The following is an 8,490-nucleotide window of genomic DNA, read 5'->3' as shown; positions in this document are numbered from 1 at the left end:
ATAGCAATACAGGTAAATATAGTTTACTTATTGGTTGTCATGGTAGTGGCTGGACTCCACGAGGTAGCGACAGTACAATGCCTAAGGCTTTAAGCAGAGCTTTTGGTGGAAGTGATATTGATATGCAATATAATATTAGCGATCTTCGCAATGCAATTGCACAATCTCAGATGAAAAAGGTGAGCTTTATCTGCTTCGATGACTGCTACATGGCAAATGTAGAAACGGCATACGCCTTAAAGGATGTAACCGAAATGCTGGTCGCTTCAACGAGTGAAGTGATGGCAGAAGGTATTCCTTATGATAAAGTTTTTAGCTATATCTTAGGTCAAACAGACTATGAGAAATGGGTAGATGGCTTCTATCAATTCTACATAAACTACAAATATCCCTATGGAGAGCTTTCTGCCATTCGATGTGGAAAGTATATCGAAGAGATGGCTTCTGTCATGAAATCAATCAATCAGAGTTATACTTTCAACAATAGTAGGCTAAACAATCTGCAATTCCTTGATGGATATGATAGTCATGTATTCTTCGATTTAAGCTCATACATTGATGAATTAGGAGTTCTTCCACCTCTAAGTGTCACTTTTAATCAGGCACTACAAGCTTTAGTTCCCTATAAAGCATGTACACCTTATATATATACGATATATAAAAACTACTATCGACATGGTGACACTACTAATTCAGAAAACACTTTTAAGATAAATAAATGCTGTGGAATAACTATCAGTGATCCAACAAGGAATTCTACAGTATATGATACAAAGCAGCAATCTGAATGGTGGAAAGCTACACATTAAGGCTTTCCACATACGAGGCTGCCATCTCAGCACAACGCTCTCCATCAATACCTGCAGACACTATACCGCCAGCATAACCAGCACCTTCACCACAAGGGAAAAGCCCTTGCAAACGAATATGCTGCAAGGTATCACGATTTCTAATAATTCTTACAGGGCTGGAGGTTCTGGTTTCTGCAGCAATCATCACTGCTTCATTTGTGAGAAAGCCGTGAGCATTTCTTCCAAAGACCTTAAATGCAGCCTGCAATCGCTTACTTATAAAGTCAGGAAGCCAGAAATGAAGAGGACTACTTATTAGGCCAGGGGCATAAGAGCTACGGGGTAAATCGTAACTTAAACGATTGTTGACGAAATCATCCATGCGTTGTGCAGGCGCAGTTTGCTTCATATTCCCCTGCATCCAACAGGTTTTCTCCAATTGTTCTTGAAACCTCATAACGCTCAACAAGTCATCTTGTTTATCTGTTGACATTTGGACACAATCCTTAGGGCGTACTTCCACAACCATTCCACTATTGCTCCATGCCGTCCCTCGATTGCTTGGACTCATTCCATTGACTACAATTTGCTCTTTATCTGTTGCTGCCGGTATAACAAATCCACCCGGACACATACAGAAACTATATACACCTCGCCCATCCACTTGAGTCACAAAAGAATATTCTGCAGTAGGAAGATACTTTCCTCTTCCATTCTTATTGTGATATTGTATCTTATCAATGAGTTCACTGGGATGCTCTAATCGTACACCAACAGCAATACCTTTAGCCTCAAGTTCAATTTTTGTTGCATTCAAATATCGATATACATCGCGGGCACTATGCCCCGTTGCAAGAATTACAGGCCCATGAAATTCCAACTCTTTTTGTGTCGATAAATCTACAGCTTTGACGCCAATGACATGATCTTCCCTTATGAGTAACTCCGTCATTTTTGTCAAGAAGTGAACCTCTCCCCCACAATTGATAATCGTATTACGCATATTTTCGATAACCCTTGGAAGCTTATCAGTTCCTATATGTGGGTGAGCATCAGCCAAAATAGAGGTAGATGCCCCATGCTGGCAAAACACATTTAGAATCTTTTCGACATTACCACGTTTCTTACTTCGCGTATATAATTTACCATCGCTATAAGCTCCGGCACCTCCTTCGCCAAAACTATAATTGCTTAATTCATCTACTTGCTGAGTTTTTTTAATTAAAGCAAGATCTTTTTTGCGTTCACGCACATTGCGACCACGCTCTATTACTATGGGGCGTACTCCTTTCTCAATCAACCGCAGTGCAGCAAAGAGTCCACCAGGTCCTTCTCCCACGACGACGACCTCCTTACCTTTTTCCACATTTGGGTATTCTGTCCGGGTGAATTGTTCATCTTGTGGAAACTCGTTTATATAGACTCTAACGCTTAAATTAACGTAAATCTGTCGCTGACGAGCATCAATACTGCGCCTAAGCACCCTCACTTGATTTAGTGTTCTAATGTCAAGTCCTTTCTCCGTTGCAATGTATCTTTTAATACTTTCTTCTGTAAAAGCCTCCTGGGGCGTTACACGTATTTGGAATTCTTGTATCATATTCGCAAAGATACCCATTTTAATTGATAAACAGAAAAATATGTTCTATTTTGTTGGTCAAGATAATAAATCTTCGTATTTTTGCCCACAGATTCGATTAAATCGTAAGTTTTATATCGCATTTTGTTTTCATTTACCTCTGTTGTTGTGTGGAAAAAAGAGAATGGGATACGCTATAAACCTCACCATTTAATTCATCTATTGTGATAAGCCACTATTGTCGAGTGGATGGTTAAATCCAAAATTGTCAACAAAATGAAAGTATTAAAATTCGGTGGAACATCGGTTGGTTCTGTAAAAAGCATCCTCAGCTTAAAAGAGATTGTAGAAAACGAGGCTAAAAAAGACAGTATCATCGTTGTTGTTAGTGCCCTTGGAGGCATTACAGACAAATTGATTGCCACAGCAAAATTAGCACTTCAACACGATGAACAATGGAAGACAGAGTTTAATCTGATGGTAGAGCGTCACCACAAGATGATTGATACCATCATCACGGATGCCAAAAAGCGTATTACATTATTTAATAAAGTAGACGCTTTATTTGACCAATTACGAAGTATTTATTTTGGAGTTTATCTCATTCATGACCTTAGCGAAAAAACAGAAAATGCCATTGTGAGTTATGGAGAACAGCTTTCAAGCGTCATTGTAGCTACATTAATCCGTGGCGCTAAATGGTTTGACAGCCGCAATTTCATAAAAACAGAAAGGATAAATCACAAGAACACGCTCGACAGTGAATTGACAAATCAACTTGTTTGCAATACCTTCGCAGACCTCCCACGCATTTCTCTCGTTCCAGGTTTTATCAGTAGAGATCGTGAAACGGATGAAATTACCAACCTTGGACGTGGCGGAAGTGACTACACTGCAGCCATTTTAGCGGCAGCACTTAATGCAGAAGTCCTTGAAATATGGACCGATGTAGATGGCTTTATGACAGCAGATCCACGCGTTATCAAGTCTGCTTATACGATAAACGAACTTAGTTACATTGAAGCAATGGAGCTTTGTAACTTCGGAGCAAAGGTTGTTTATCCCCCAACAATCTATCCTGTATGTGTTAAGAACATCCCCATTAGGGTTAAAAACACATTCAATCCAAGTCTTCCTGGCACAATTATCAAGAATAAAATTGAGGACCACAACAAACTCATTAAAGGTATAAGTTCTATCAACGGAACTGCACTGATTACAGTAACAGGCCTTTCTATGGTCGGCGTTATTGGTGTTAACCGACGCATATTCACAGCCCTTGCCAACGAAGGCATTAGCGTTTTTATGGTTTCTCAAGCCTCTTCAGAGAACTCAACGAGTATTGGTGTGAGAGAAGAAGATGCCGATGAAGCTGTCAAAGTGCTTAACGAAGAGTTCTCATCAGAGATAGAAGACGGCGCAATGTTCCCCATGCATGCAAAGAAAGGATTAGCAACGGTTGCGATTGTTGGTGAGAAAATGAAGCACGCCGCAGGTATTTCAGGTAAACTTTTTGGCACATTAGGGCGCAGTGGTATTAGTGTTATTGCTTGTGCACAGGGTGCAAGTGAGACCAATATCTCCTTTGTTGTCAAGAGTGATTCACTCAGAAAATCACTCAATGTGCTTCATGATTCTTTCTTCCTTTCTGAATATAAGGTGCTCAACCTATTTATTTGTGGTATAGGAACCGTTGGAGGTAAGCTGATAGAACAAATTCGCAAGCAATATCATGAACTAAAAGAGCGCAACCAACTAAAACTTAATGTTGTTGGAATCGCAAGTTCGAAGAATGCAATCTTTAACCGCGATGGTCTCAATCTGTCAGACTATCGTGAAGCATTAAAAAGTTCAGAGCCCAGTACTCCAGAGAAATTGCGCGACCAAATCATCGAGATGAATATCTTCAACAGCGTGTTTGTTGATTGTACGGCAAGCAAAGAAATCGCTGCATTATATCAAAGCTTTCTCAACCATAACATCAGTGTCATAGCTGCGAATAAGATTGCAGCCAGTGGCCCATACGAGAAATATATACAACTGAAGAAGACTGCACTCCATCGTGGTGTCAAATTCAGATTTGAAACCAATGTTGGTGCAGGACTACCGATTATTGGAACCATTAACGATCTACGCAATTCAGGAGACAAGATATTGAAGATTGAAGCTGTGTTAAGTGGTACGCTCAACTTTATTTTCAATGAAATCAGTGCCGAAGTCCCCTTCTCTGAAGCTGTGAAGAGGGCCAAAGAAGAAGGATATAGCGAGCCAGATCCCCGCATTGATCTTAGCGGAACTGATGTTGTGCGTAAATTAGTAATCCTGGCTCGTGAGGCTGGTTATCAAATAGAACAAAGTGATGTGGAGAAACATTTATTTGTTCCCCAAGACTACTTCGAAGGTGGTGTTGAAGAGTTTTGGGAGCGATTACCCCATTTAGACGCAGACTTTGAACGCAAACGACAGGCATTAGAGAAGGCAAACAAGCGTTGGCGCTTCGTGGCAACACTTGATGGTCATCATGTAAACGTAGGCTTAAAAGCAATCGACCGAAATCATCCTTTCTATAATCTTGAGGGGAGCAACAACATTGTTTTATTGACAACTGAACGTTATAAGGAGTATCCTATGTTGATACAAGGCTATGGAGCCGGCGCAAGCGTTACTGCAGCAGGTGTCTTTGCCAATATAATGTCAGTGGCAAACATCTGATTTTATATGAAACATATCATCATTTTAGGTGACGGCATGGCCGATCATCCCGTAAAGAGATTAGGAGATAAAACGCTGCTTCAATATGCCAATACTCCCTATATGGATTTATTGGCTAAACAAGGAAGGTCGGGAATGCTCAACACTATCCCCGAAGGATTCCTTCCCGGCTCAGAAGTTGCTAACACAGCCATCCTTGGTTATGATTTGAATAAAGTCTACGAAGGGCGTGGGCCTTTAGAGGCTGCATCAATTGAATACGACATGCAACCCGATGATTTGGCATTAAGATGTAACATTATTGAAATAGAAGACGAATGCATTAAGAATCATCACGGAGGACATTTAACTACCGAAGAGGGCGACATGCTCATTCAATTCTTAAACGATAAGTTAGGAAATGAACAGATAAAATTTATCACTGGTATACAATACAGGCACTTATTGGTGATTAAAGGTGGAAACAAACATATTACATGTGCGCCTCCTCACGACCATCCTAATGAAGAATGGAAGTCACTTCTTGTGCAACCTGAAGAAGGGTATCACATGAAAGATGACCACAGAATGAGTCCACAAGCAACGGCTAATCTTCTTAATGAGTTAATCGTTAAAAGCCAAACGCTGCTTGCAAATCATCCTTTTAACCTCCACAGAAAGGCCAAAGCCAACAGCATTTGGCCCTGGAGTGGCGGTTACAGACCATCAATGTCTACCCTAATGCAACTTTATCCCGAAATAAAAAGCGGTAGCGTCATCTCGGCTGTCGATTTAATTCGCGGCATAGGCCATTATGCTGGGCTTGATGTTATCAAGGTCAACGGAACCACTGGATTGGCAGACACTAACTACGAAGGAAAGGTTAAGGCAGCCATCGAAGCTTTGGAAAAACAAGACTTTGTTTATCTTCACATCGAAGCCAGCGACGAAGCAGGACATGATGGTGACTTAGACTTGAAGTTGAAAACTATCGAAAATCTTGATACAAGGGTCATCAAGCCATTATATGAGACGATAAGTAAATGGCAAGAGCCCGTGTGCATCGCCCTTCTCCCCGACCACCCTACTCCTGTTGAGATTCGAACGCATGTGAAAGAGCCTGTTCCTTTCGTCATCTGGCATCCGAACATCCTACCCGACAACGTGTCTACCTACGACGAAGTGAGTTGTCGTGAGGGAGGTTATGGAATGCTTTCTCTACAACAATTCATGGAAACGTTTATGAAAATTCAATGACAATGAAATATTACAGCACAAATAAAACAGCTCCTAAAGCTTCACTTGAAGAGGCGGTTATCCATGGGTTAGCCCCCGACCGCGGCCTATATATGCCAGAAGAAATTCAGAAATTGCCAGCCGAGTTTTTCCAACAGTTAGACCAGCTCAGTCTCCAAGAGATAGCTTTTATTGTGGCCAACTCGCTCTTTGGGAAGGATATAGAGGCTGATATCCTCCATACGATTATCCAAGAAACATTTTCTTTTGATATACCAGCAGTGCAACTTGAAGACAATATTTATTCTCTCGAACTTTTCCATGGTCCAACTTTGGCTTTCAAAGATGTTGGCGCACGCTTTATGGCACGCCTGCTGCAATATTTTATTCGACGCAAAGGACAGCAACCAATCAATGTCCTCGTGGCGACAAGCGGCGACACGGGCTCGGCTGTTGCAAACGGTTTTCTCGGTGTTGAGGGCATTCACGTTTATGTGCTATACCCAAAAGACAAGGTGAGCCACATCCAAGAAAGTCAGTTTACAACGTTAGGGCAGAATATCACTGCAATAGAAGTCAATGGGGTTTTCGATGATTGCCAGGCATTAGTGAAACAGGCTTTCATGGACAATGAACTCAATGCGCAACTGAAACTCACGTCGGCAAATAGCATCAATGTGGCACGTTTCCTACCACAATCTTTCTATTATTTCTATGCTTATGCCCAACTCAAAAAGTTAGGAAAGGCAAACAACTTAGTGGTTTCGGTGCCCAGTGGAAACTTTGGCAATCTCTGCGCAGGCCTATTTGCACAAAAAATGGGATTACCGATGAAGAGCTTCATCGCTGCCAACAATGCCAATGATGTATTCTTCAACTTTCTAAAAACAGGGCAATATCATCCCCAGCCCAGCAAACAGACTATAGCCAACGCAATGGATGTGGGCAATCCTTCAAACTTTGCACGCATTTATGCGCTCTATCATGAAAGCTACGACAACATCAAGCAGCATATCAGCGGAGCCACTTACACGGACCATCAAATTCAAAATGCCATGCGCCAATGTTACGAAACCACAGGCTATGTCCTCGATCCGCATGGTGCGTGTGGCTACAAGGCACTGAAAGAACAACTGCAACCAAACGAAACAGGACTATTCTTTGAGACGGCTCATCCTGCAAAATTCAAAGAGAAAGTAGACGAAATCCTTTCTACAAACATTCAAATCCCACAGCGCTTAGCAGCATTCATGAAAGGAAAAAAGAAAAGTGTTGAAATGCAAAATGACTTCAAAACATTCAAACATTTCCTGATGAACCAATAGAAATAACGGCAATAAATCGTTAAAGGAAGAGAACCAAACCGCCAATAACCGCCACGCTAGGGCGATAACCAAGGAACTTCTTGTATGTAGGCTTTGCATCATACTTCTCTGTCTCTATGAACTGATGGTCGAAATCAACATCATACATCTCACCCCCCTTTCAGTTGGCCAGATGCAAATATACAATTGAGCAATAAAGTATTGAGAGTGTCAGCCGTATTGAAATCGTAGGTCTTGCCCATATCTGATGTGTATGAAATGTTTTCTTGCGTCAACTCCTTTATCGCTCTGAGGATAGTATCAGAGCTACAAGTGCGAAGTGTCGGATGAAGCGAGAGGTGGTTCATCAAATGAGTAGTGACATCCTGGGACCACAGAAGTAGATACTCATGAGAGAACGGATGATTTCGCTGTACTGATAACCGAAGGTTTTCGTTAAGCCAGATGAGCAGAGCTAAGTTTACTTAAGCTCTGCCATGGCGAGAAGACGTGCCATGAAATGGAACGATCTACACCTTAGACCGAGGGTTGAGTCGATTACAGATGATAATGTGGAGTCAAATTGCTCCATGATTGAAAATAATCCCCCAAAAAGAGTGAGTCTCTCAGATCTAATTTGTATCTTTGCCATGTCTATCGTCGGATTCTCTTGTTTTTTTTGCAACACTAAGATTATGGCATCTATTTCCAAAAATATATTCGACATATATTCCAGCACATTTTATCAATGTGTAGTAATCATTAGCTTGATTATAATCTTGGGTTATATGATATTGGGAATATGTACAGGTTCATTTTATTATAAAAATGCATTAATCAATATATGGGCTTCAATAACGTGCCTAGCTTATATTATAGGGAAAAATAA

At 41.1% G+C, this 8,490-nt stretch carries 5 protein-coding genes and 1 pseudogene; 4 read left to right on the top strand and 2 right to left on the bottom strand.

Going from position 1 to position 8,490, the window contains the following annotated elements; genetic code table 11:
- On the top strand, positions 1 to 809 hold an 809-nt coding region (locus HMPREF9420_RS14470), incomplete at its 5' end, for a clostripain-related cysteine peptidase (RefSeq protein ID WP_007133405.1).
- Here HMPREF9420_RS14470 and HMPREF9420_RS00500 read toward each other — a convergent pair.
- On the bottom strand, positions 799 to 2,391 hold the full coding sequence (locus HMPREF9420_RS00500) for an NAD(P)/FAD-dependent oxidoreductase (protein WP_044078638.1): 1,593 nt from the start codon (positions 2,389 to 2,391) through the stop codon (positions 799 to 801). The genes HMPREF9420_RS14470 and HMPREF9420_RS00500 overlap by 11 nt on opposite strands.
- A gap of 255 nt (positions 2,392 to 2,646) precedes the next feature.
- On the opposite strand from HMPREF9420_RS00500, the gene thrA reads away from it, so the two are divergent.
- The 3 genes from thrA to thrC are packed head-to-tail and all read left to right on the top strand — an operon-like array spanning position 2,647 to position 7,622.
- Positions 2,647 to 5,082, top strand: a complete 2,436-nt coding sequence (gene thrA / locus HMPREF9420_RS00495; protein ID WP_044078995.1) for a bifunctional aspartate kinase/homoserine dehydrogenase I — start codon at positions 2,647 to 2,649, stop codon at positions 5,080 to 5,082.
- Between the two features lie 6 nt (positions 5,083 to 5,088).
- Complete coding sequence (locus HMPREF9420_RS00490) at positions 5,089 to 6,318, top strand: cofactor-independent phosphoglycerate mutase (protein WP_007133401.1); 1,230 nt, start codon at positions 5,089 to 5,091, stop codon at positions 6,316 to 6,318.
- A 2-nt stretch (positions 6,319 to 6,320) separates the two neighbouring features.
- Positions 6,321 to 7,622 carry a threonine synthase gene (gene thrC, locus HMPREF9420_RS00485; protein ID WP_044078993.1) on the top strand — a complete coding sequence of 434 codons (1,302 nt, stop codon included), beginning with the start codon at positions 6,321 to 6,323 and terminating at the stop codon, positions 7,620 to 7,622.
- A 28-nt stretch (positions 7,623 to 7,650) separates the two neighbouring features.
- Here the strand turns inward: thrC and HMPREF9420_RS12975 are convergent.
- Positions 7,651 to 8,253 (bottom strand): annotated as a pseudogene (locus HMPREF9420_RS12975) (transposase family protein); the annotation flags it as partial.
- Positions 8,254 to 8,490: the final 237 nt, after the last annotated feature.

The sequence above is a fragment of the Segatella salivae DSM 15606 genome (genome assembly GCF_000185845.1).
Taxonomy (GTDB): domain Bacteria; phylum Bacteroidota; class Bacteroidia; order Bacteroidales; family Bacteroidaceae; genus Prevotella; species Prevotella salivae.
Note: the sequence above shows the minus strand (reverse complement) of the source record. Positions and strands in the feature narration are given on the sequence as shown.

Coding starts and splice junctions, on each gene's coding strand:
- HMPREF9420_RS00500 (WP_044078638.1), bottom strand. CDS start 2,391: ATGATACAAGAATTCCAAATACGTGTAACGCCCCAGGAGGCTTTTACA.
- thrA (WP_044078995.1), top strand. CDS start 2,647: ATGAAAGTATTAAAATTCGGTGGAACATCGGTTGGTTCTGTAAAAAGC.
- HMPREF9420_RS00490 (WP_007133401.1), top strand. CDS start 5,089: ATGAAACATATCATCATTTTAGGTGACGGCATGGCCGATCATCCCGTA.
- thrC (WP_044078993.1), top strand. CDS start 6,321: ATGAAATATTACAGCACAAATAAAACAGCTCCTAAAGCTTCACTTGAA.